Here is a 24,265-nt window from a genome sequence, read left to right on the forward strand (position 1 = left end):
CGCCGCTACGTGATAAAGCCCAAGGACTCCTGCTCACGTGCTTAGCGAACCGACACCACGCTGATCCTCACGCCGCGTGCCGCGTTGGCCTTTGCGGCAAACACGATCACTCAACGGTCGCATTGCGCACTCAGGAAGCTTCACCCAACAGTTCTTTGATCTTGGCGTGCAGTGCGTCGGCGTTGGCTTGACCACTGCCGACCTTGATCATCTGGACGTTGCCTTCGCGATCGACCAGCACCGCATGAGGAATCCCGGTCACACCAAAGTTGGACTGCATGTCAGTGACCTTGGGCGAAATGATGGTGGGGTGCTTCATGTCCTTGGATTGCAAGAACTTTCCGATCGCGTCTCGCTCCTCTTCCGGCTCGACGTCGTCGGATCCGTTGACCGCCTTTTCAGCCTCTTCGTCCCAGACATAGCCGTAGTAGCGAGTGATCCCCACGACTTCGAATCCTTGGTCACCGAACTCTTCGCGGAACTCTCGCAGATGAGGGAACGTTGCGATGCAAGGGCCACACCAAATCGCCCAGAAGTCGTACAGGACAACCTTGCCATCCAAGTCCTCCAAACTCATTCCGTCTGCGTTCGCCCACCCATCGATGTCCAATGCGGGAGCTGGCTTTCCAATCATCTCCAATTGCTTGCGTGTCGACTCAATACGACTCGCCAAAGACTTGATTCGCCGGAGTGTTCGTTCAACCCGTTTCATTTCCTCAAACGGCGTCAACTTGGCGATTGCCGCCTCCATTCGTTCGCTCGCTTCGTCGGGGTCGACTCGAGCAAGCCCGCTGATCACCGAGTATTCGTTGCTCGCGTACAAACTCAACACCGCCTGGGAATCTGGATACGCCGCCAATGCTTGTTCGACCGTGACCGCCACGCGGTCTTGTCCATCGGCATCCTCGAACATTCTCGCTTGAGTGGTCAGCAGACTGATCAGGGCAACGTACACATCCTCCGATCGTTCGTCGGTATCGACGATAGCCTCCAGCGCTGCCACCTGTTTCGCAAGCATCTCCTTGGCCGAATCCTCGTCTTCGCGTGCCAACATCGAGGCACGCGTTCGGATCAAACTCGACAGTGCGGTTTGGATCTCAATCGGGTACTCCGCTTCCAACGCTCGAACCTTCTCAATGGCTTGATCAGACCAATCAGAAACCATCTCAGGTTCGACAGCGTGAAGACCATAGATGTTGACCTGTTGAATCAAACTGCAGAGCTGTACCGCGGCGGAAGGCGAATCGGTCCGAGCGAGTTCAAACTCAACCGCGGCTCCAAATTGCTCCATTGCTTTGTCGTACTTGCGTGCACGAACAAACCCGGTCGCGATCGTTTGATGAAACGCCTTGAGCGGTTCCGCGACCACATCTGACTCCATTGCCGTCTCAAGAATCTTCGCTGCCTCAGCCGGCTTTCCCTCTTTCACCAATTGAAGAATTCGATCGGGAAGAGAGAGTATTTCGGCATCCACCTCGACTGGTTCCTCGTCAACCTCTTTTGATTCGGCCGACTGATCTTGCCCGCAAGACGTGGTTGGGAAGGCGAGCACGAAGCTCAACGGTGCCGCAAGCAAGGCAAAGGCCAGAAACTTTTGCAAACGCATCAAATGTTTTCCTTGGAAATTGATCGAACCGATGGTTTCCGCCTGCGGCCGATCCTAACCGGTCTCTCCAGCGAGCTGTTGCTGGCGATCAGCATCCGAAAGCCTATCCGCCCGAATCCAGGCACCGACGGTAGTTTCCAAGCCCGTAACAAGTCTCTGCTAGACTTGAGGAACTGATTGAGAACAGTCATTTCGCTCATTCCATCAACTTTGATCGTCGGATCGGAGTGCCAATTGCCCAAGCCAAATTCACTACCGCTTCGAATCCCTCGCATCTTGTTGATGATGCTTTTGCTCGTTGGGATTGGGTTATTGATTCACTCCAACCTGGAACTTTCGACGCTACGACGAATACACGCTGACCTTCGAGACGAAATTGGATTGCTGGAAGTCGAAGACCCGACACAGGTCACGATGGTGGCAGTCCCCACTCCCAACGATGTTGTGCCACCCGGAGTGGAGCAGGCTCACGTGTGGAGGTATCGCATTCACTTCCCTGCCAACTACGGGGCATCATTTTCGACACAAGGCGGACTCGTGGCCGCAAACTCTCCTCAGGGGCGTGGGGGTTCGAGTAGCAGCTGGGGCAATCCGAATAAGACGCCAGAAGAGTTGCTGACAACGATCGCCTTGGTCAAAAGCGACGGCAAATGGATATGCTGCCGAGACACCGGAGGTAGCTCTAGCACAATTAGCCTGCCAGACGATTTCGATCTGGAAAGCCTAGATGACTTGGTCATCGAAACTCCAGTGGCTCTAGGAGACAAATCCCGCTCATTCGAAACAGACGAAGCGATTTGCTTGATCCGTTTGCGAGAGAAAAATCTTGCCAAGAAACGAAATGGCGAAACTGAGAATGACCTGTATCGCGGCTTCCACCTGTACGTGTACGGCGATAAACACAGAGCAGCTTTTGACGCGTGGGCCAGAGGCGATACCACGTCCATGCAGGAGACGACTCCATGAGCGACGACGGCGACACCAGCGAACCAAAACAAACTGTTTCATCAAATGATCCCTTGCCTAAGGCAGCGGTGTCCTCCAGATCCCAGAGCAAACGAATTCAATTCGGCCTGCTGGAACTTCTGTTGCTAATGACAGTCGTTGCCGTTTGGCTGCCCGTGTATCTCGCGAATCGTGAGATTCCGGTGCTCGAGGCGGAGATCGAAAGCATGCGATTCGCAACCACGCAACTTGTCGTCGCCGATGACCAACAACTCAATGTCCGATCATTGCCTAGCATTTGGCACAGCATCGACAGTTGGAAGTACAGCGCACCAGCTGAAGCAGACCTTGAATTGCGACTGGCGACCGAGTCCATCAATCCGACAACGTTGCCGTCCAACTACCGAGCCACTGCGTTGCCAACTGGGGAACACTCGATTCATTTGAAAACGACCAACGATAGCGAAGGTTATCACTCCATCGTTTTCCTCGACGATGAAGTCATTTTGCAATATCACCACCCCAAATCATGGACTGACTCATCTGGCAGCTCAAGCTCCAGTGACGCTTCCGATCAATCCTCCGCGTATCCATTGGATCAGCCATTGAAGCTCAAGTTGCAAAGGCATTCCATCAGCCATCCACTCAAGCAATACAACTCGCTGCAGATTCCCGAGGATTACGACAGCAAAGGCAATTGCCTTTGGATCTCACCCACGTCAGTGGTTCCCGATCGAGCCCCCGTCTTTCATTTCCCACTGAACGACAATGCAAACGAAGGAATTGGCCATCGCCAGGGCATCAAAGTTGTTGTGTCCAACCAAACCGAACTGCGCGACGTCATTGGCATCTCGCCTTCCTTCGGCGCAACACTTGGTGACAATCGATTTACGCATCCTTACTTTCCACTTGGTGTATCGATCCGGCCTATCCTCGATGAACAGCCGCAGCCCCAAGCGTTGGACAAGTCAGAAGCCGCACCGTTTGCTGTCCCCCAATCGCTGAACGACACGTTGGAACCAATCAGACGTGACGGAGTTCGTTTTAAGAACGAACAGGTCACGGAGGCATCCATCAATGATGACGATACGAGAATGCGTGTCTTTGCTCACTACCAGCCGTGTGCGTCAGGAGCGAAACCAATCATCGAAATTCTCTTTGATGCCTCTCACCCCAACCGAGTCGGTTTTCTGCCGCACGCCTCGCCCGACAGCCTTCCAATGAAAGCCTGTCAATTCGTCACTCGTTTCGATTCCCAATTCCTTTGGCGTGAGATTGAGATGGTCGATAACGCCTCTCCCGAAGGATCAAACCAACCACATCGTCGGCCGCTTGCTTCACTTTATCCCAAGATCGACTTTGCGAAGCCGATCGCTCCGACTCCTGATAGCGTCGCTCCCTTTCCGTGGCGTAAGATTGCAAAATCCAGATTGCCACTCGCGACGATGCACGACTCTGCCGCCGAAATGAATCGTTTGACTCTCACGACCGACGTCCCCGATGTAACGAGTTTGGTATACCCGTGGGGTCTGCATCGCAAGTGGCGTTACGAAGGCATACCCAATCTCCAAACCTGGTGGCTTCCCAAAACTGATCCAAACAGCGACCAAGAAATTTCGGTTGAAGTGCGAGGTGGATCGTTCTTCCCAACTACACAGCACCTCGTTCCAGGAGGCCCGGTCGTACAAAATGTTCGGATCACCGTTCCGATGCCCGCAACAGATCCAGTGTGGCTGGAGATATCTGCCGAGCCAAAACCGGACGACGAATGAAACAATTGCGAACCGATGACAAGTTCAGCGAGATCGAAACAGATTGCTGGTCAGTACCTCGGTCACCATCGTCCGCAGCCCGCCGCCGTCCGCTTGGACGCGCACCAAGATGTCGTCGATCTCAAATTGATCAGCACGCTCCATGTGCCGGCCAGTCGAGTAGGCCAGCAGCTTTTCGATCAGACTCCGAGTGAATTGCTCGCGGCGGCTTTCTAGTAGCTTCTGTTTGAAATCGCCGAAATTCGTGAACTCTTCGCCGGAAGGGAACTTGCCCATCGCGTCGATCTTGGCCGCTTTGCCTTTCCCCTTGGCCTTCGGATATTTGTCTCGCCAACGCCCGATTGGGTCAAACGTTTCCAGTGCATACCCGAGCGGGTCAATGCTGCGATGACACACGGCACAGGTTTTGTCTTGGCTGTGTTTTGACAACCTTCCCCGAATCGTCGTTGATCCACTGACGTTGGCATCGATGCTCGGCACCTCATCCGGCGGCGGAGGCGGCGGAGTTCCGAGAATGTTCTCGAGCACCCAAACACCGCGAGTCACAGGCGACGTGTCGACACCATTCGCACTGACGGTCAACACACCGGCCATGCCCAACACACCACCGCGCTGGCGGTTCTCGTCCAGGCTGACACGTTGAAATCCATCGGCCAAACGCATCGTGTCCTTCTCAGGCAACCTGTAGAGCTTCGCCAGCTTCTTATCCACGAACGAATAGTCCGCGTCCAGCAGATCCGTCACCGGTCCGTTCTCATCCAACAAATGCCGAAAGAACAAACGCGTCTCCTGCTTCATCGACTCCGGAAGATTCTCGGCATAGTAATCGGGTACCGCCTTACGCGGCGGTGGCAGATTCCCAATGTCACGAAGGTTCAACCAACTATCGAGAAAGCCGTTCACGAATTCGTTGGAGCGATCTGATTGAAGCATTCGCTCGATTTGCTCCGTCAAAACGTCTGACTCGGTCAGTCTGCCTGATTTGGCTTCCTCAAAGAGCTCTTCGTCCGGCGGTGCAGCCCACAACGCATAAGAAAGACGCGACGCCAAGTCGAACGGCCGCAGCAACGTCTCGTCTTCCGGCGTGATCTCGCTGAGGTAGAGAAACGACGGCGAGCACAGAATCATCTTCAACGTATCGAGTGCAGCTTGTCGCGGGGTCGCGTCTTCCGACAACCTTTTGTTGTAGATCGACTCGATCCGATCGCGGTCCGCTTGTTCGAGCGTGCGGCGATAGGCACGTTGGCCAAACGCGAACAATTGGTCCAAAGCGTGGTCTTCCTGGAACCCGTCGTTTCCAAAAACGGCACGCTCCTCTTCGCTGCCGTTGGGCTCCTCCACCGGACCACGCACCTTGATCTCACCGATGCGAATGTGCGGCAATTTCCCTTGGCGAAGAAGCGATGTTCGGCTGACACCGACTTTGGGATTCTTGAACTCGTCCTTGTACCGGCGATTGGTTTCGATCACCGAAGCCCGTGACTCATACGGGCCGTTCGGAAAAATGAATCGAGGTGTCTGCCCCGCTTCGAGCCAAACGCGAAACGACAACCATTCAGGCTGCTCGTCAGGAACGATGGCAGTTGCCAGAATCGGCTCGATCGCCTGCGGGTAGTGAATGTGCCCCTTCGTGGCATCGCCGGGAACCACCGCGATTTGAAACGGTTCCGAGAAATCGATGCGGAAAATCTTGGGATCGTAGTGTGTGTCCCGATGCATCGCTTGGGCGTTCACCTCGATGTCGTAAAGCCCCGACACGGGGACACCTTCGAGGAAGTCTTCGATGTGTCCGTAGCCGCCTTGTCGTGTGTCGGTGTTGGGTTGCTCGTACAAACACAAGTATTCAAAATTGAAAACAGTTCGGTGTGCCCCCGACAATTCTTCGTACTGTTGAAAGTTGTCGGTGAAGTGCCACGACTTGGGTTCCGTTGAAGGTTTGCCAAGTCGCGTTTCCACCAATCGCGAGGCAGCTTGGAAATATTGGTCCAGCAAAAATCCCGAAGTGACCAACGATTCGCCAATCGTGTCGATGTGGTGACTCGTCTTTTCCTTCGGAAAGTCAGCGGTCAGTCCCAACGTGTCGACACGACGGCCAAACAGCGCCGCCAAAGTCACCTCGTATTCACGGTTGGAAAGTCGACGCATCACGGTACGGCCAGTGGAGCCTTCGAATTGACCGCGAGCTTCGGCAACGCTGCTTCGCAACTCTTGAAGCAAAGCCAAACGTTCCTCGTCGGTTGGTTGTTCGGAATCCTCCGGTGGCATCGTCTTCAGCGTTACCTGATCGATGATCTCATCCGTCGCGATCAGTTGCTGCTCGGACGAGATCGGAAGCTTGAACGACTCGAATTCTCGCTCGCCCTCCGCCGAGGCGTTGTCGTGACATTCCAAGCAATACTTCCCTAGAAAGTCCGCGACCACCGATGAAGCGTCATCGTCTGTCGTCGAGTCAGTTTCCTCCGCGAAGGATTCAGGCAAGTGCAACAGACACAGCACGACCAAGATCGCGAAACGCAAGTTTGACAGAAACGATCGACTCGGAAGTATCTGGCCCACGGTTATGAGAAGCTCCCGGTGCTGGTGCCAAACGACTCCGTTTGCACGCCCATTTTTTGAGCGATGTCGACATACAGGTTGCACAGCGGAACTTTATTACGGTTGCCGGAACCCACTTTCTTGAATTCACCGCGACCGTAGCCGCCACCTGCCAGCACGATTGGCAAGTCTGAATTCGTGTGCGAACTGCCGTTGCCCATTCCGCTGCCGAACAGCACCGCGGTTGAATCCAGCAATGACTGCTCACCATCCTGAATTGCCGCCAGTCGCGTCAGGAACTTTCCAAATTGCTCCAATTGGTAAGTTTCCAGCGTGAGCAGATGTGCGATCGTTTCCTCGTCGTTGCCGTGATGCGAAAGGCTGTGATAGGACTTGTCGATTCCCAGATTCTGAGGCAGGAAACTGCCCCCAATTTCCAACGTTGCGATTCGCGTCGAGTCCGTTTGCAGAGCCAACGCAATCAGCTCATACAACATCGGCAGGTCGTCGACCGTGTTCGTGTTCGCTGGCTTCTCGAACGGGGCTTCCGGTTTTGGTTGATCCGCCCACCGACGACGTACTTCGAGTTGCTTTTCCACTTCGCGAATCGAGCTGAAGTACTCATCCAGCTTGGATTGGTCTTCTTGATTGACTCGTTTCGAAAGCGAACCTGCTTCTTCCGTGATCGAATCCAGGATCGATGCCTGCAACGCATTCTCGTTGATCATTTGAGATCGCCGTTGCTCCGACTCCGTCATGAACAACCGGTCGAACAATTCGGCTGGTCCCGTGATCGGAGGCACGCGGACACCCGACTTGGTCCACGACATTTGGCAACCGCCGTGAATGCCTCCTTCTGATCCAACCGTTAACGATGCAAACCGAGTTTGCTTGCCAATTTCATCCGCGAGAAATTGGTCGATCGTCACGTTGCCATCGCGCCGGTTCTTCGATTCATGATGCAGCACACCTGATAGAAACGTGTGCACGGCGAAGTGCCCACCGCGAATTCCATGATCCAAACCACGATAGACGTTGATGTGTTCGCGGTTTTCAGCCAACGGTTTCAGCAGCGTTGTTTCTTCAAATTCGCGACCGGGCGTTTCCGGGAAAAAGTGCTTTTGTTGGAAGCCGAGCAAGTTGCCAACCGCAACGAATCGACGAGCCCCCGTCCCCGCACCGCGAGTCGACTGGACCGGTGAATTGTGATCAACCGTGTCGGCCATCAAAGACGGCAAACCAGGCAACGCCAGCGACCCGGCGAGAGAACGAAGAACAAAGCGACGACGACCGGGATTCTTTGGTTTGGACATGCTCATATTCTACTCGTTACGGAAAGGCGATCTGTTTCGGTAGGGCGATCTGGTCAACCAGGAACGGGTCTGGCTACTAGCGAACGGGGCGTGTGAACTGGTCGCGGATGGTTCCGTCCAATAGCAGACAAGTCCCATGCAATGCTTCCTTGGTGAATTTCAAGACAAACACGTGATGGCCCTGGTCAGCCATGCCGGGTGACTCCAAAAACCATCGGTCGGTCTTGGGAGTTCGCTGCGGCACACCTAAACCACCCTCACCGATGTAGACCACGCCGGTTTCATCCGATTTGCCATCACGGATCGGCACGGTGCGTTTGATGTTGTGACCGTCTGCTTCGCAGACCAAATCCACGTTGTATTTTTCAAACAGCGGAACCCAGCTCACCAAACCAGCCCCAGGTGTTTTGACCGCTGGATAAACCGGCCGATGGTACTGAGTGAGCAACCAACGATTGGAATTGCGAGACGCTTTGAGTTCCGCCTTCAACCATTGTGCTTGATCGCCAGCCGTGCTGGTTTCTGAATTCAAAGTCGTGAAGCGGACCTGAGGACTGAGATTGATCCCGTAGTAGTTCAAATCACCTTCAGGAAAACCAAACACTTCGTTGAACGGTTTACCTTTGTCGTGATTGCCTCGAGCGGGAATGATTGGCAATAAACGGCCATCTGAAGCGGTCGTCAACTCGTGGTCGGATAGCCACATCGACCAAAGCTCCATCTTCTTTCCGGTGACGATGTAATCTCCACCGTGGGCGAGTGCCAATATGTCATCAGACAAATCGTCGTTGTCGTAGGAAGACTCGACCAACGTCGCGATCATCTTGTTGATCTGTCGACGTGCATCTTGATCCGACCGAGAATCGCCCCCGTGCAAAATACTGAAGTCGCGGTCGGTCCCCGGTGCGGTCACAAAGTAGAAGACCGGTGACTCATTCGCGTCACTGACCATTTGCACTTCATAAGCCGTTCCGGGCTGCAGATCGGTCAAACGAGCATGGTGATAGTACGACTCGAACTCGCCGCCGGTGTAGCGTCCGGACTCAGCCAACTGTTCGGCCAAAGTCTCGCCACTGCCTTTGATTCGAAAACGAACCGAATGCGAACCTCCCGCTTCCTTGGTGCTCCAAGAAATGGTGGCCCTGGTCGCCGGGTCCGCGGTCCAAACGACTCGCCACTGGGCCGGCTGTGTTCCTATCAAAGGAGCGTCAGCTTGTGCGGTGCCGCCGCCCAACATCAGACAGCAAAGAATGCCGAGAATCGGCGAGCGCGTACGTTTCCTGGATCTCATCAGCGAGTCAATTCGAAGGTGGGTGGGGTGCGTCAGATGCCGTGTGGGACGGCAAACGCGGTGGGAGTTGGGGTGGTGGGAGTCGAGGCTATTTTCGCTTCACCGTCCAGTGGATCAAGATAACAATCGGAACACCACCGTTTGCGATCCGGATCAGCGTCTCGGGCCAAGCCTCCAACCCGAGAGCGGTCATTCTACTCGCTGCGGTCACCAAACCCCAAACGACCATGTAAAACGCCGCGAATCGGGAGCGGAAAACCAGCAAAACCAAGGCGACAAGGATATCAGCAATTCCGATCGCAACCAACAGTTTCTCCGCGGTCGCTTGAGTGATTCCCGCCTCCGTCCACTGCATGTCGGACAACAAAATCAGGTCAATGAAAGGAGCATAACACTCGTAGGCCTTGTACCCATGTGCCGCGAAGGTGAGCGAGGCGGCGACGGCCAATAGGATCACCGCGATTCGGGTCCGGGCTGGGGACACGCACGACGCAACGCCCATTCCGCCGCAAACAGCCAACGCCAACGAAGCGATGTATCGGACCGCATGTTCAAAAAGCGACAATTCCGCGAAGACCGCTGCTCGCATCATGTGAGCTGCAGCGATCAACAGCATCCAAATCGCGATCCAAACCGCTGCCGCCCGATCCATCCAACCTGCGATACGAGTCCAAGAAGATTCCCCCGACGACTTTCGTATCAACAAACCATTCAGACACAAAATCCCGCCGGCAAACAAAGTCGTCAAAGCACCCATGTTGTCGATCGAAAGGGCGATTGATTCCGGCCAATCGCGATCGAAATACAGCCATCCATAAACATCGCTTTCAGTTTCCAACGAAGAAAACAGATAGCGGGCTCCCAAACCAAAACACTGCACAACGACAACGACGCGCAAGCACACGGCCATCGCAAAGGAATGCGATGCTCGATCCTCGGGTGCTTCCCCGATGGAGGTGTCGTCAGTTGAGGTGGGTGGAGGCGAGGTGGGAGTGTTCATGGGCGGAGCATGATACTCCGGGGAACGCGAACGTGTCGTGGTGGCCATTGCCCTCGGATGCTTTCTCAGCTTTCAATTCATGTGATGCTGGTCATCACCAATTCGCCGCCGGCAAAAAAGTCTTGGCGAACTCAGAATCGCCGTTCTTTGATCGCTTCGTGTCCCAACGGCGAACGGCCGATCAGCAGCGCCGCCACCGCGCCCGCAATGAATCCGCCCGCGTGAGCCCACCATGCGACTCCCCCCGCTTCGCCACCGGCGAGCGAACCCAGACTGTTGACCAGCTGAATCACAAACCAAATTCCGAGGAAAACCGGGCCGGGCAAGACGAACGTCGGAAAGACAAACATCAATGGCAAGACGGCCAACACTCGAGCATGAGGATAGAGAAAGGCATACGCTCCCATCACACCGGCAATCGCACCACTGGCGCCGAGTGTCGGCACGGGACTGGCCGGATCACTGAGCAAATGAGCCAGCCCAGCCAAAACGCCCGTCCCAATATAAAGCAGTGCATACCCAAAGTGCCCCAGTCGGTCTTCGACGTTGTCACCGAAAATATACAAGAACCACATATTGCCCAGGAAATGCATCCATCCCCCGTGCAGAAACATGCACGTGATCAAGGTCGCCCAAGCGGGCACCGCGGGAGGACCGATCTCTTGGCGGATCTCCTGGATCTCGACACCGCGAGGAGTTTGCACCGCGACTCGATGCTGCATGACCGGGGTCGCATCCGGGTCGGTCAATCGCAGCGGCACCATTGCGAATCCGCTGACGATTCCTTCGCTTTGGTCCGACGAAGCTTTTTGTGCCAAAAACGCCAGTGCGCACAAGCCGATCACCAAATAGTTGATCACCGGCGTGGTGCGACTGGGAATGTCATCGCGGAGAGGAATCATAGAAAAGTCACCGCAAAGGTGGTCGTGAGTGATGTTGTCGAATTTGATTGACCAAACGAAACGCTGGAGCATGCGATCGGACGAGATTGACGAGCTTGCTGGTCGATGTCTTCCAGTGAGGTGCAATCAAACTTGGTTGACCGCCCGCACACCAGAGATCATTCAACACCAACGTCAACACACCGGGTTTCGCAACATTGTCTTCGTTCAGCTTCATCGGTGAACCGCGATAGCGATCACGCAAATCCAGTTCCGTTTCTGAGAACACAACATCGTCGTCGTTCAGTTTTGGAACCAAAGGCGACTGAGAACGCAGCGTGACCGCCAGCAGATACCGCATTCGGGCCAGAGCCGTCGAGCGGTTTCGTCCTTGCTGTCGCTGCTCCGTCGCTTCCGCGGTGATCGCACCAATTTCAGCGACTCCTGAATCAAATGTCAGAAACGCTCCCGAGGCGGTTCGGTTTCGATGTTGTCCGCCCGGACCACTGCGAGACTGTGTGCGTAGTTGGCAGCGTTTCTCTAACTCTTCCACCGTCCAGAAACAAGGATGAACACCATCCGCGATCGGAAGCGACATCCGTTCGCCAAGCGACGGCCACGATGGCTTGGAATCGGGGGATGGCTTGGAAGAATCAGACACAGCGAAGGCAACAAATCGGTTTGAACGGCGGGCTCAGATGCCCATCAACCGTTCGATTGTATGCTTTGCATCTTTCCACAATGGTTGAGGCGGCAATCGCAGCACCGCTTGGCAAATGGCTCCGTCCCAGCGTAGCAACACGTCCAGGTCTCGATCAGTGGTCGACGGTTCGCGGATCATTTGTTTGCCGGTGGCCTCGCTCATGCTTTCGATGGGAAAGTCGCACACCGCCTCATAAGAACGCTCTTCCTGTGCTTTGGGTGCGGAAAGAGAATCGCTGGCCAGTTCCATCGGCGACACACTTCGAACGCTTGTTGACAGTCTGCTTCCCGGCATCGTCGGCGATGTCAATCGCACCGGTGAACCTTTCGCGATGCGTTCTCGATCCATCGCGTCAATCTTCAACACGACTTCCAGTCGCGCCTGCGACGCGACGCGACACCATTCGATACGGTCTTCCGTGGTTTGCCCAACGGTCGGACGAAGAGTGAACGGATCATCCATTCTCCAGTCACGTTTCTCTGCGGCCGCGGCGGTCGATTTCGAAGGGGGAAGAATTAAACCAGGTTTGGGACTTAACAAACGCAGCGCGTCGAGCCTCTTCTGGAGCTGCATTTGATTCGATGCCAACGAGGCCGATGCCGCCTCCAACGTTTGCCAGTCTCTCGTCGATGTTCCGGTTCGCAGCGAAGCCAATCGCGTGGAATGCACACGTTCCTGAATCACGGATTGTTGCCCGCGTGTCTTTTCGAATTTCAATGCCAACGCGGGATCGTAAATCTCCGCCAACCGCTGACCGACTTCCACCCGATCACCCACACGAACGTCGACCGTTTGGATCACACCGCCTCGAGGCAAATAGACCGACGCGGCATCTCGAACACGAACGACACCTGTGATGTGTCGATATCGCGGGAAGGGAACCATCAGAATCGAAATCCCGACGATACAAAAACAGATTGCCAATCCGACTCGTCGTCCACCGGGAACTCCCGTCCAACCACCGCTTCCGTGAACCATGCGAAAAAGCGACTGAACACCGGACATCGCATAGCGAACCGCACCGAACGCAACGATGACCATGGCGATTCGCCAAAGTCCCCATCCGGCGGCCCACTGCAAGACGAAGGTTGCAATCGCGATGCTGATTGAGATCCGGTACAGCTTGGACGCCAAGTGATAACCGGCCATCGCCCAGACCCGTTTGCCAAATCGAGTCCACCGAGCGAGCGGCGAGACGAGGATCAATCGCAATCCGCGTCGAGCTTCCTCTCGTAAATTTGCGGTGTCCAACAAGTCACTGAGAATGAAATAGCCGTCGTATCGCATCAGCGGATTCGCGTTGAACAAGACGGTGCTGATCCCACAAACCAAAACCACGTTCATCGCGGTCATGCGAACGTCATGAGACGGCGCCAACCACCAAACCCACAACGCCACCATCGCAATGATCCACTCGACCCAAATCCCCGCGGCCATCACCGCACCGCGTCTGGTGGCGTTGGGTTGTCGCCAAACATCCGTGACATCGACATAGGGACACGGCATGAAGCACAACCACCAAATTCCAATCACACCACAGCGTGATCCGAATCGCCGGCAAAGAACCGCGTGGCCTAACTCATGAGCGGTCTTGGTCAACACGAACGTTGCCGCAATGGTGAGTGGCTGCAGCGATGTCAGGTAGCCATGCAGCGAAGGCACCGCTCCAGCCCACTGCTGCCATCGCACCATCCAAAACAACAGCGAAACCATTCCAGCAATGCTGAACAGAAAAATGGCCAGCGGCGAAAACAGCAACCCGCTGATCGGAACCAAGCGTCGAGCCACCGGATCAATGGATGCCAGCGGAATGCGAAACGACAGAGGCGACTGAAGCCACCGCGACCGGACATTGATCGTTTCGGTGCTGCCACGTTTCAGCCAGCCCGCCGCTTTGGCCTGTGCCCAATACGTCGCTTCGGTTGGCGATGTTTGCCCGTGTCCTTGGGACGTGGATCCTACAAGTGATTGCCAAATGCGTTTGGTCGTGCGAGCGAAGCGGCCGCCAATGTCATCGACGATGACCAATCCGCGACCATCGGGCAAAGGCAACGCGTGCAAGTCCTGACGCAGAGCCGATGATTCGCGGCCGGAATTCATGGTGGATTCCGAACCGCCCATCACCGCGTTTTCCCGCGAAAGGTTTGAGGCTGATCGAGGTTCATCCGCCACGCCATTTCATCGCGTGAACGATAGATTCGCATGGTGACTTGGGCCCCCGGCAACAATTGCCAATGCTGGTCAACGCTGTGCCCTGAACCAGGAACGATGGCGGTTCGCGGAGGAATCGAACCATCATGCGTTTGCCGGCGGTTTTGAACTTCCGCGTGCAGGCGGAAACGGTTCCCGGGCAAACGAGTCGGATCGACCGATGTGATTTTACCCGCCAACATTTTCGCGGTCCCATCGACTTCGTTGCCCCAATGCACACTGACGTCCAATCCGACGCAGGTTGCCGGCGAAAGTTCATCTGCACCCACCAGAGCATGCAACGTCAGCTCACCTGCGGTGGCAACGGTAACCCAAGGTTGTCCCTTCGCGATCCATTCCCCCGTTTCGCGATGCACCGTCAAAACGACTCCGTCAATCGGACTGACACATTCGAGTTGTGCCAGTTCGTCATCGATCAATGCCAAATCAGCAGCGGCAAGTTGCGTGTCGATCTCGGCTTGACGAATTTGTTTTTTTGTCCGAGCGACTTCCAAACGAGCGCGTTCGACCGCCAATCGCATCCGTCTCAACTGATTGGACGACACCGCCCCGTTGAACTTTTGCTCGGTCGCGTTGCTGGCGTCGAGTTCCGCCTCGGCTTCGGCGAGCGACGTTTCCGCGAATTGCATTTCAAGGTTGTCACTGGTGATCAGCTTGGCCGACTCGTATTGCAGCGATGCCGCTCGACGCCGAATGATCAGCGACTGCGAATCCAGTTTGCCCAACACATCCTTTTGCCGAACAAACTGGTTTGGACGCACGCTGGTTTCAGCAACCGCACCGCTTTGTAGAGCCGGCACGTCGATTTGTTGTTTGAAGTCAACGACGACATCACGAACTTCGACAACATTGGTTTCAACCTGACGTTTTTCAGCTGGTTCGGCGGCATGAACCGATGCGACTCCCCAACCAGTGATCGCAAGCAAGCACACGATGGCTTTCAATGCGTGACATCTTTTTATTGCATGGCACATCAGAAATAGCCTCCCCATTGGACTTGGCACCAATGCACAACGTCCTGAACTAAGAACCAACCCACCGGAGTGTGTCCACAATGCAGCGTGACACGAGCGGGCATTTCGGCGAGCGGTTGATCACCGAGCGTGGGCGGTTGGTCCAAACTCAATCGCATCACCACCGATGGTGTTCCATCTGTTGGGTCGGGCACGATGGGACCAAACCGCTCCGCTGCGGCAACCAGATCCATCTCACTGGACCAAGCCGTCCCGACGTCAGCGGTCAATGTTTCGGATTGCAATGCCTTGTCGACGGTCTGCAATCGAGTTTGCGGAACGCGAGCATCGACGACCCAGGCCGAGTCTTCCGCGATCACACTCAGGACATCATCTCCGCGACGCAGCGGACGGTTGGCCAAACGTTCCTGCAATCGCCAAGCATCGACACGCCCATCACGCAGGGCTCTCAAGACCAGCCGGTCCTTCGATTCTCGAATGATTTCGAGTTGCCGGCGGATGGATTCGATTTCTTCTTCGACTTCACGTCCGTCATGAATCGATTCTGAATTGGATTGAGCGGACGGACGTGACATCAAAGTTTGGTTGACTTGTTCTTGCTGTCGCAGCAGCACGGCTTGCCGGCCGAGCAAACTGGTTTCCTGCTCTTGCAAGTCCGACGACGTAAGCGTCGCCAAAAGATCGCCTCGCCGCACCATTTGTCCATGATTCACATGCAACGAATCCACAACCGCGTCGCTGGCGGCGTGATACGTGTCCAGCTCGACCGGGCGAATCACTCCGGTGACCGGCACCAAGCTCGGCATCGGCAAACAAACCAAAATGGCGATGACAACCATCGCGGCAAACCAAGTGGCGGCCTTTCGGACGCGAGAACGATTTGCTCGCAAACGCCGAGCGCGATACGAGACGCTGGTATTTTGAACCGCATCGGTGGAGGCTGAATCAGGTTCGACGAGCAAACGCGAAAACCAACGACCGCCCGGAACCGATTCGATGCGGCGCGCGGCCGTCCACGCGGAGGCTCCTCCGACGAGCAATCGGTTCAACGTGCCCCAGTAAACTTCTTCGGACAAGTGCTCCGCTTCATCCGACGTGAATCCAACCAGCCGCCAATGCGAATCGGGATGCGCCGCAACGACCCAGGAGGGTTCGCTGGTGGAACGCGTCGGTACCGATTCGGTCGGAGCAGATTCGGTTTCATCAGAACCTGACGGCGAGGCTACTTCGTGGCAATCTGCGAACCACAAACCATGTTGCGGTTGCAGGCTGGACTCCGTTGCCGATCGGATCGCCTTGGCAGCTTCACTGTGTTGGTCGATGCGATCAACATGGCTGACCGCGACGATTCGTGGCTGCGTCGTATCCACTCGGCACAATGCAACACGAGGCAGTCGCAACAACTCAGCCGCGGCGTCGACCCAAGCGGCCTGGATCATCGCCGTCGACGTCATTCGATGCAAACGCTCCACGGCGGCATCGACACGATCGGTCGCCTCAAGCAATTGACTGAGCTTTTTCAGCCGACGCATCCGCAGGAACTCGCCCGCGAGATCCGACATTTGAGCGAGGAAGCGAAGAGCACCGCGTTGGCTCGCCGCGGTTCCGCCTTCGTCCAGGAAGACTTCGATCAACCCTTCCGGCAACGACGTCGACGGGTCGATACGAATCGGCACAATCGCCGCAGGGTAAGGCATTGGATTGGCGGGAACGTCGATCTGGTCCGCACCCGGTGTGGGCGGCACCACGACGGGAATCCCGTCGGTCGCAACTTCTGCCAGCAAGCATTGATGGACCAGTTCAGCCTCATCCACCAGCGCGGAATCAGTCACACGGCCGAGACGATGCTCGACGACATAATCCTTGGCGGTGGAGTCGCCTTGCAGAGGACGCGTCCAAATGACCACGCCATGACCTGCCATTGCACGCAGAACGCGGTCGGCAAGAAACCGAAAGTACTCGGCCCGTTTGCGAGGTTCGTGCGACGCCGCAGCGACCTCGCGAACAATCTGTGTGATTTCCTGTCGGGCTTGGTCGACCAGCGATTGAGCCGATGGATTGCCGGCCCCCGCGTTCATGGGACCGCGCGTGGAAGAGCCGTTTCCAGCAGATCCAGATGGTGCGGACCCACTGGGTGCAAAGACAAACGGCTCGCTGGACGCGGTCGACGTCATCAATTTCCCATGAGATGCGTGATTTCAATGGATGGATCAACGCCAACGGTTGCCACCAAACGATCCACTGCTTTCGCCTTGCGGAGTCGACACCGAATAGCGACCGCTGGACTTAACCGAAGGCGGCATCCAACGAGGCTTCGATGCGTCCTCGTTCATACGTTCTGGATTGACTCGTGCGATCGGCGTGGAATCGCCAGCAGGAATCGGCTCCACGTTCGAGCGATCTTCTTCGCGATTGAGTTGGCGGACATACCACGAGGACGATCCATTGTTTGCCGCCGGTGATGGACCGGTCACTGCAACTTGTCCGGTCGCGTTCCAACCCGACGAAGAACGAGCCGAGTCGCGTTGCATCGTGCCGACTGCGGCAAGGGCGGTGGCAGGTGCAACTTGCGATTGAGCTGCCGAGTTCGTTGGCCCGGTGGCACTCGCCAAAGCAATGTCGCCGGTCGAACCAGGTTGGCTTCCGCGAGGAGTGCGTTTGGCAAATTGAGCAACGGGACCGCTGCCGGCTTCGACCCAAGCCAACCAATAATCTTGAAGTTCGGCCAACGAATCGTAACCGTAGTGCTTTTGAACGTTGTTGGTCCACGATCCGCGTTGCATGTATTCGCCCAAGAAATCGATGAACGTTTCAGGGCCTTGTTGCTCGATCAAAAATCGGCACACCGAGTAACCTTGGGCGTACATCGGCAACACATCCGATGGGTACTCGGTCAACAAGAACAACTGATTCATCGCGATGCCGCGACGCGTTGAGAGGAACTCACGCAGCTTGGCTTCGTGTTTGGCTTTTTCTGAATCGTGTTCGACCGTGGTGCAGATGCCTTCGTCGGCCCAACGTGGCAACGGACGACCAAAGTGAGTCGCCAAAACCGTGTGGGTGACTTCGTGAGGCAACACGCTGTCGAGAATTCGCTCGGGAGTTCCCACGACTTCCATTTGAAAGTCGCGAACGGGAGCGGGGTTGTATGTGGTCACACCTTGAGCGGGCAAGTTGCCAGCCACAACGCGAACGGGGCAGGGGGTTGGCCACGGAGGCAAGGGTTGGCCGGTCCAGTAGCTCGCCAGGTCGTCGCGGTACTTTTCCGCGGCATCACCAACGGCTTTTGCTAGCTGCTGGGAGGGGGCATCGACGATGAAGTTGCGGGTCCGATAGTTGGCCGCGTCGGCTTGGTCGGCCAATCCCGCCAAGACCGCGAAACAGACCACAACGGTGCTCAGCCATCTCTGAACATCGAGACGTGCAGATACGAATTGGCGGATGTTTTTGGCTTCCATGCCGAAGGACTCCGTTCCGGTGGCTGTGCGTCAAAAGGGCGGACCTCGAATCATTCTCGGTCGCGTTCGGGCGAGTTTAGGGGAAGCGGTCAGTTCGCCGATAGGCAGAAATGGACGAGCCCAAAAAAATGGACTCGCGTCAGAATCCCCTGAATTGCTATGCAAACGATCTCCGCCGCGCTGATTTCGCGTGGGTGGATCTTCCCATCTTGGAAACGCGAATATGTCTGCTGCTAGTACCGGTACCAGCACCTCCGCCGCCGCGGGTTTCACATCCAGCGAACGGTCCGCCCAAATCAGTGAAAGTGCCAACGAGGGCTACAACTCGTTGGACGTCGACAGTTTCTTGAAATTGTTGATTAACGAATTGCAGAACCAGGACCCGTTGGATCCGGTCGACAACGCCCAAATGGTCCAGCAAATCGGCCAGATTCGCGAGATCGGGGCGACGGATCAATTGACCAATACTCTGAGCGATCTGTCCAACAGCCAACAACTGGTGACCGCCAGCGGGCTGATCGGACGCACCGTTTCTGGGCTGGCGGACGATCAATCCAACACAACGGGTGTGGTCGACAAGATCACGGTTGAAACAAATGAAGACAACCAAGCACGTTCGGTCAAAGTTCACGTGGGTCAGAAGACGATGGAGATAGAGAATATCCGTCAAATTCAAACTGAGTAAAGTTTACCGATTAGATCGGCCGATCTTCAGTTTTGAGTTTGCGTTGTAAGACCTACTGAAAACCGTGGAGACGTTCGCCGATGGGACTTCAATCAGCCCTGACGACTGCCCTGACCGGACTGAGTGCTGCTGAAACACAGATCGATGTGATCGGCAACAACTTGGCCAACGCGCAAACGGTCGGTTTCAAATCGTCCGACGCGGTCTTCGCCACTCAGTTTCTTCAAACGTTGTCACTTGGTGCGGGTCCTTCGGCCAACAACGGTGGTACCAACCCTCGACAAATTGGTTTGGGTGTTCAAGTCGCTGAAATCGCGGCCAACCACAACCAGGGCACGATCGAGATCAGCAGCAGCAGCAGCGACCTCGCGATCCAAGGCGATGGATTCTTCCAAGTGCAGGCCGCCGACGGCGAAAAGCTGTACACACGCAACGGTATCTTCAAACTCAACAGTGACGCCGAACTCGTCAACGCGACGGGGCAGCGATTGCTCGGCTACGGCATTGACGAACAATTCCGTTTGCAAACCGATTCGCTCGTTCCATTGTCTGTTCCGCTGGGAACCAAAACCGTTGCCAAGGCGACCGAGAACGTTTCCTTCGAAGGCACGTTGACTCCCGAAGGCGATGTCGCGACCGCCGGACAGGTCATCGAAAGCCTTCACTTGGGTGACAGCCAAGTCCCACGTCCTGACGCCAGTGGTGTCTCGATTGAATCGTCTCCAATCGCCGATCATACGTCGGTCACGGGAACCGTCGGCGCCGGGTCGCTGACTGCGGGAACGTATCAATACAAGTTTGCTTTGGTTGATGCGAGCGGCAACGAATCCGCACCAAGTGCCGCGCGAGCGTTCACCGTTGGTGCCAACGGCAACGTCGATCTGGGCAACCTGCCGCAGGATCCGTTGGGTGGCGATTTCCCAACGGTCAACATTTACCGCACAGGCCCTAACGGAACCGAGTTTGAATATCTCGCTTCCGCAGCTGCCGGTGGCACGTTCAACGACGATGGCTCAACGGCTCTGTCTGGCACACCAATCAACGAAGACACGCTGACGGGCAACTACACCTACATGGTGACCTACTACAGTTCGGGCGACCCTGAAAGTCGTCCGAGTTCGTTCCTGGGTCCCAAGAGTGTTGTCGATGGTCGCATCACGCTCAGCGATTTCCCAACGCCTCCGACACCTCCGGCTGGTGGTGGCTTTCCCGCTTACGATTCGATTCGAATCTATCGCAACCTTGCCGGTGACCAAAACAACTTCTATCTCGTCGGCGAGGTTGCTCCCGGTGATACCTTCACCGACTCGGCAACGGACGAACAAATTTCGGACCTGGGCGATCCTGGCAACCAATTGCTGGACATGGATGGCCCCGCCGTCAACTCCAACACATTGCTGACCGATGTGCTGCGTCGCGATGGAATGACATACGAACAAGTCTTCAGCGAAGGCACACTGAGCTACACCGGTCGCAAGGGTGGTGCCAACCTGGGGACGAAAGAGCTGGAGATCACCTCAACCAGCACCATGCAGGACCTGCTGGACTTCATTTCGGATGCTTCGGGGATTCAGACCCTGCAAGTCGACTCGTCCAACCCGATTCCTCGTTCTGAAAACAACATCACGGGCGAGTCCGGCGACTTGGTTGCGGGTGCGTATATCCAAGACGGCAAGATCCGATTGGTGTCCAACAACGGCGAAGCCAACGCGGTCGATATCGAACTCTCGGCGTTCCGCTTGACGGACGAACTGGGTCAGATTTCAACTCCCAACTTGGCCTTTGGAACGTTGCAAGAAGCGATCGGGCAAAGTGCATCGAGTGACTTCGTCGTTTACGATTCGCTTGGTGTACCAATCAACGTTCGTGTTTCAGCGACGCTGGAAAGCCGCACCGACCAAGCCACAATCTATCGCTGGTATGCGGACAGCCCTGACAACTCAGTCTCAGGCAGCACCGACATCACGGTGGGAACAGGTTTGATTCAGTTCGACGGCAACGGCAACTTCGTGACCGCGACCGAAGAAACGATTTCGATCAACCGTCAGGGTCTGCCCAGCGTATCGCCGATGCAGTTCGAGATGGACTTCTCGCTCGTTTCGGGTCTGGCGACTGATGAAGCAACCTTGGCAGCGACTCAGCAGGACGGTAGTGAACCCGGGGTGTTGAACAGCTTCATCGTCGGTGAAGACGGCACGATTCGCGGTGTCTTCAGCAACGGTATTTCGCGTGACTTGGGTCAATTGCAATTGGCTCGTTTCGCCAACCCCGCCGGTTTGGAAGCTCGAGGTTTGAACCTGTATGCCGAAGGCGTTAACACGGGTCTGCCCGTCACCGGTCAGCCTGGTGAAAACGGCATCGGCACGGTGATCGGTGGTGCCTTGGAATTGTCCAACACGGACATCGGCAAGGACTTGGTCGAGCTCGTTCTGGCCAGTACACAGTACCGAGGAAACAGCCGAGTGATCACGACCACCCAGCAGCTCATCGACGAACTGCTCAACCTGCGACGATAGTGATCGAGAGCCAACGACCATCGTGACTCAAAGCCGATCCTCTCGTTTGATTTGGCTGGCGCTGCCGGGATGTTTCTCGGTCGCACTGGTTGGGTTGCTGGTTCCCATGCCCGTTTCGGGTCGCATGGCTGGGTCGATCGGCAACATGGCCCACGCCCCACTTTTCGCGGGGCTGACCATGTTGACGCTGGTCCTGCTGCAAACCATGCGGCCGCAACCGTTTGGTTCATCAACGTGGATCAAGAGATTGCTCCTGGTCGCCGCCACATTGTTTGTCGCGGGAATCTTGGTCGAAATGCTGCAGGGCATGATCGGCCGGTCTGCTTCGGTTCACGACGCCATCGCCAACGGGCTTGGCATCTTGGCCGCGTCGGCTTGGTTCGTGGCCGGTGGATTGTCATCCACTGTTGGGAGACGATCGCTGCAATTGTTGGGTGCCATCTTCATCGGGCTGACATGGTGGGGCCCGATCGAGATCATTCGCGACTGCCTAAAAGTCGAATCCGACTTCCCTCGCATTGCGTCATTCGAAACGCCGATCGAGATCACTCGTTGGCATTTCAATCGCGGACGTCGAGGACGCACCACGTCGAACGTGACCGATGGTGAGTTCGCATTGAGGTGGTCGCCGAAAGACGCACCTCATCCCGCGATGACGTTATTGGAGGTTGCCTCGGATTGGTCCGATGTCGAAACGTTGGAACTGGATATTGTCCTGATCGCGAAAAAGGGTGCGGCTGATGCGAGTCAGGCAGTGAGCTCCGATCCGGTGGCATCGGATGCAAGCTCAGACGATTCCGTGAAGTCCGAGCCAGGGACCTCGACCCCGGCAATTTCAAATCCAGTCACCCCAAGTGCGACGACACCCGATCGAACTTGGGAAGTGATCGTCAAAGTCATCGATGAAGACCACAATGACTACCACCACGACGTCGCGAAACACTATGTGACGCTCCGATCGGGCGAACCTCAACACGTGATATTCCCTCGTCAATCCATGATCGACGGACCGAAAGATCGCAAACTGGACATGACGCGTATCAAGATGGTGAGTCTGTTGATCTCCGAGCCCGGGCCTGGGATCGAACTCAATGTGGATCACCTGCACGCGACCTTGAAGCCATCCGGTGACCCACCAACACCATAAAACCACATCAGATCGGAACCCGTCTTCGGCCGACCACCCGTCCTTGTGCCCGTCCTTGTGAATGGGTGGTGGCCGAATGGATGGCTCGTTCCAATCTTTTGGAATTGAACTACGATACGCTATCCCCGCATTTTCCTTCTGAACCCACCGCAAGCTCATGATCCGCACCGATGACCTTCGTATCGGCGCCATCAAAAATCTGATGTCCCCCAGTGAATTGCTGTCCGAAATTCCTGCCAGCGATGCGATTTCACAAACGGTCGCGGACGGTCGAACGGCGATCCAAAACGTGCTTCAGCAGAAGGACGACCGTTTGCTCGTCGTTGTCGGACCGTGCTCCATTCACGATCCGGATTCCGCTCGGCAGTACGCCGAGAAATTGGCGGTCGAGCAAAAAAAGCACGCCGGTGAGCTGTTGATCGTCATGCGGGTTTACTTCGAAAAGCCCCGAACAACGGTCGGTTGGAAGGGTCTGATCAACGACCCCAAACTCGACGACAGCTTCGAAATCAATCACGGATTGCGAACCGCTCGGCGTTTGCTCAGCGACATCAACGCGATGGGCCTGCCGACGGGGACCGAGTTCTTGGATTTGATCAGCCCGCAGTATGTGGCTGATTTGGTGGGCTGGGGTGCCATCGGAGCACGCACGACCGAGAGCCAAGGGCACCGCGAATTAGCGTCGGGGCTGTCTTGCCCGGTCGGATTCAAAAATGGAACCAGTGGCAATGTTCAGATCGCTGTCGATGCGATTTGCTCCGCTCGGCGTCCACACCACTTCCTATCCGTCACGAAAGAAGGCACCTCGGCAATCTTCGCGACGACCGGAAACCCGGACTGCCACATCATTTTGCGTGGCGGAAAACACACCAATTACGATGCCGCCAGCATCGACATGGCATCGGGCTTGCTCGAAAAAGCAGACCTGCCAGCGCGAATCATGATCGATTGCAGCCACGCCAACAGTCGCAAAATTTTCAAGCGTCAATCGTACGTTTGTCGCGACATTTGTGCTCAGGTGTCCGATGGCGACCAACGCATCATGGGCGTGATGATCGAGAGCAATTTGCTCGAAGGCAACCAAAAGCTCAGCGCTTCGCCATTGGTCAAAGGCCTAAGCGTCACCGACGCGTGCATCGGTTGGGAAACCACCGAGCAACTCTTCAGCGACCTGAGTCAATCCGTCGCCGCACGTCGCAAAGTCGGCTGATCAACGCCAAACCAGCTC

At 55.9% G+C, this 24,265-nt stretch carries 17 protein-coding genes; 6 read left to right on the forward strand and 11 right to left on the reverse strand.

What is annotated here, in order from left to right:
* Positions 1-130 precede the first annotated feature (130 nt).
* Entirely contained in the window at positions 131-1,606 is a 1,476-nt protein-coding gene (locus tag B2R17_RS15110; RefSeq protein ID WP_286764638.1) for a TlpA disulfide reductase family protein, read from the reverse strand.
* Between the two features lie 282 nt (positions 1,607-1,888).
* Here B2R17_RS15110 and B2R17_RS15115 point away from each other — a divergent pair, with 282 nt between their 5' ends.
* Together B2R17_RS15115 and B2R17_RS15120 are read left to right on the forward strand one after the other, a co-directional pair.
* The gene (locus tag B2R17_RS15115; RefSeq protein WP_286764639.1) at positions 1,889-2,572 is read left to right on the forward strand and encodes a hypothetical protein; all 684 of its coding nucleotides are present in this window, start codon (positions 1,889-1,891) and stop codon (positions 2,570-2,572) included.
* Complete coding sequence (locus B2R17_RS15120) at positions 2,569-4,323, forward strand: hypothetical protein (protein WP_286764640.1); 1,755 nt, start codon at positions 2,569-2,571, stop codon at positions 4,321-4,323. The genes B2R17_RS15115 and B2R17_RS15120 overlap by 4 nt, the downstream gene beginning before the upstream one ends.
* Positions 4,324-4,347: 24 nt before the next feature.
* Here B2R17_RS15120 and B2R17_RS15125 read toward each other — a convergent pair whose 3' ends face one another.
* The 10 genes from B2R17_RS15125 to B2R17_RS15170 form a co-directional block, all read right to left on the reverse strand.
* A complete protein-coding gene (locus B2R17_RS15125; RefSeq protein WP_339887235.1) occupies positions 4,348-6,879 on the reverse strand; it encodes a DUF1592 domain-containing protein in 2,532 nt (843 codons plus the stop codon).
* 2 nt (positions 6,880-6,881) lie between these two features.
* Positions 6,882-8,177: a DUF1552 domain-containing protein gene (locus B2R17_RS15130; RefSeq protein ID WP_286764642.1), complete on the reverse strand. Its 1,296-nt coding sequence runs from the start codon at positions 8,175-8,177 to the stop codon at positions 6,882-6,884.
* A gap of 70 nt (positions 8,178-8,247) precedes the next feature.
* Entirely contained in the window at positions 8,248-9,408 is a 1,161-nt protein-coding gene (locus tag B2R17_RS15135) for a metallophosphoesterase family protein (RefSeq protein WP_339887256.1), read from the reverse strand.
* Positions 9,409-9,550: 142 nt separating this feature from the next.
* Positions 9,551-10,462, reverse strand: coding sequence for a hypothetical protein (locus tag B2R17_RS15140; RefSeq protein ID WP_286764644.1), 912 nt, complete (start codon positions 10,460-10,462; stop codon positions 9,551-9,553).
* A gap of 131 nt (positions 10,463-10,593) precedes the next feature.
* Positions 10,594-11,364, reverse strand: coding sequence for a rhomboid family intramembrane serine protease (locus B2R17_RS15145; RefSeq protein WP_007332907.1), 771 nt, complete (start codon positions 11,362-11,364; stop codon positions 10,594-10,596).
* Positions 11,365-11,371: 7 nt separating this feature from the next.
* Entirely contained in the window at positions 11,372-11,941 is a 570-nt protein-coding gene (locus B2R17_RS15150; RefSeq protein ID WP_339887258.1) for a peptide chain release factor-like protein, read from the reverse strand.
* A gap of 96 nt (positions 11,942-12,037) precedes the next feature.
* Positions 12,038-14,146, reverse strand: coding sequence for a peptidase M50 (locus B2R17_RS15155; RefSeq protein WP_286764646.1), 2,109 nt, complete (start codon positions 14,144-14,146; stop codon positions 12,038-12,040).
* Between the two features lie 20 nt (positions 14,147-14,166).
* Positions 14,167-15,231, reverse strand: a complete 1,065-nt coding sequence (locus B2R17_RS15160; RefSeq protein ID WP_414707335.1) for an HlyD family secretion protein — start codon at positions 15,229-15,231, stop codon at positions 14,167-14,169.
* Positions 15,231-17,309, reverse strand: a complete 2,079-nt coding sequence (locus tag B2R17_RS15165; protein WP_339887261.1) for an HlyD family efflux transporter periplasmic adaptor subunit — start codon at positions 17,307-17,309, stop codon at positions 15,231-15,233. The genes B2R17_RS15160 and B2R17_RS15165 overlap by 1 nt, the downstream gene beginning before the upstream one ends.
* 132 nt (positions 17,310-17,441) lie before the next feature.
* Positions 17,442-18,689 carry a peptidase MA family metallohydrolase gene (locus tag B2R17_RS15170; protein ID WP_286764648.1) on the reverse strand — a complete coding sequence of 416 codons (1,248 nt, stop codon included), beginning with the start codon at positions 18,687-18,689 and terminating at the stop codon, positions 17,442-17,444.
* A 223-nt stretch (positions 18,690-18,912) separates the two neighbouring features.
* Here B2R17_RS15170 and B2R17_RS15175 point away from each other — a divergent pair, with 223 nt between their 5' ends.
* The 4 genes from B2R17_RS15175 (at position 18,913) to B2R17_RS15190 (ending at position 24,247) form a co-directional block, all read left to right on the forward strand.
* Positions 18,913-19,374: a flagellar hook assembly protein FlgD gene (locus B2R17_RS15175; protein WP_008660911.1), complete on the forward strand. Its 462-nt coding sequence runs from the start codon at positions 18,913-18,915 to the stop codon at positions 19,372-19,374.
* Positions 19,375-19,454: 80 nt separating this feature from the next.
* Complete coding sequence (locus B2R17_RS15180; RefSeq protein WP_286764649.1) at positions 19,455-21,890, forward strand: flagellar hook-basal body complex protein; 2,436 nt, start codon at positions 19,455-19,457, stop codon at positions 21,888-21,890.
* Positions 21,891-22,035: 145 nt separating this feature from the next.
* Positions 22,036-23,037: an antibiotic resistance protein VanZ gene (locus B2R17_RS15185; protein ID WP_286764650.1), complete on the forward strand. Its 1,002-nt coding sequence runs from the start codon at positions 22,036-22,038 to the stop codon at positions 23,035-23,037.
* 157 nt (positions 23,038-23,194) lie between these two features.
* A complete protein-coding gene (locus tag B2R17_RS15190) occupies positions 23,195-24,247 on the forward strand; it encodes a 3-deoxy-7-phosphoheptulonate synthase (RefSeq protein WP_286764651.1) in 1,053 nt (350 codons plus the stop codon).
* Positions 24,248-24,265: the final 18 nt, after the last annotated feature.

This window comes from Rhodopirellula sp. UBA1907 (assembly GCF_002337565.1).
GTDB lineage: Bacteria > Planctomycetota > Planctomycetia > Pirellulales > Pirellulaceae > Rhodopirellula > Rhodopirellula europaea.